1 protein-coding gene is annotated in these 1,110 nt (G+C 65.7%); it reads left to right on the top strand.

The annotated features are described in order from the left end of the window. Window positions 1–435: 435 nt before the first annotated feature. The coding region (locus tag GSF22_RS33775; RefSeq protein WP_280117037.1) for a carbohydrate binding domain-containing protein at window positions 436–1,110 on the top strand (675 nt) is incomplete at its 3' end.

Here is a 1,110-nt window from a genome sequence, read left to right on the forward strand (position 1 = left end):
ATCGTGGACACATGATGCGGGGCGCAACACATCAACGTCAATGAAAAGTTACGCACGAGTAGCGATCGGGTTTCCCGGTCGGGGTGTCCGGATCGGCCCGGTCGGCTGATCCTGCAACTTGTTGCGAGAAGGGCAAGCAATTTCCATCAGTCGGGTGGGCATGGCGGCCGGGTTGAGCTGCGTCAGTCCATTTGTGACACCGGGTCCTGGTCTTCAAGTGATCAATGAAGGTACTGGTGTCGATGGAAACGACCTGGTAACTTCCTCGCAACTTTGAAAGTTCTTGCAGATCTGGGCATCGATCCGTTGACTCCGGTCACTAAGCGTCAATCTGGGTGATCGCTAAGTGACTCTGAGCTGATTGATCATTGCCGGGTAAGCAAGAACTTCCACCATCGGCGGCCCACGCGTCCACCGTCCCGGTCGGGAGGTCCCATGAAGGTCAGTGTCGGTAGCCGGCGACGATGGGGTGCGCTCACCCTCGCCGTCGGGGTCAGCATCGGTCTACTGCCGATCAGCGGCGTCGGCGCGGCCGGCGCGAACAGCGTCACCGTCTACTACCAGCCACCGGCCGCCTGGACCGGCGCGGTGAACATCCACTACGCACCGGACGGTGGGGCCTGGACGGCCGTCCCGGGGGTGGCGATGGAGGCTGCCTGCACCGGCTGGCGGAAACGCACCATCGACCTCGGCTCGGCCACCGGCCTCCAGCTGGTCTTCAACAACAACGCCGGCACCTGGGACAACAACAACGGCCAGAACTACCGGGCGGGCACCGGGGTGGTCACCGTGGCGGCCGGGAAGCTCGGCACCACCGACCCCTGCGGCACCGCGCCGTCACCCACGCCGGGCGCCACCGCCGAGGTCTACTACCACACCGCCACCCGGGGCTGGACCAGCGCGAACATCCACTACCAGCCGACCGGCGGGTCGTGGACCACCGTCCCCGGGCTGGCCATGACCACCGCCTGCACCGGCTGGGCCAAACGCGTCGTCGACCTGGGCGCGGCGACCACCATGAAGGCCGCGTTCAACAACAACGCCGGGCAGTGGGACAACAACAACGGCGCCGACTACCCCCTCGGCACCGGCCGGACGACCGTGCAGGCC

Origin of the sequence: Micromonospora echinofusca (assembly GCF_017614955.1) — a bacterium.
Classification (GTDB): Bacteria; Actinomycetota; Actinomycetes; order Mycobacteriales; family Micromonosporaceae; genus Micromonospora; species Micromonospora echinofusca_A.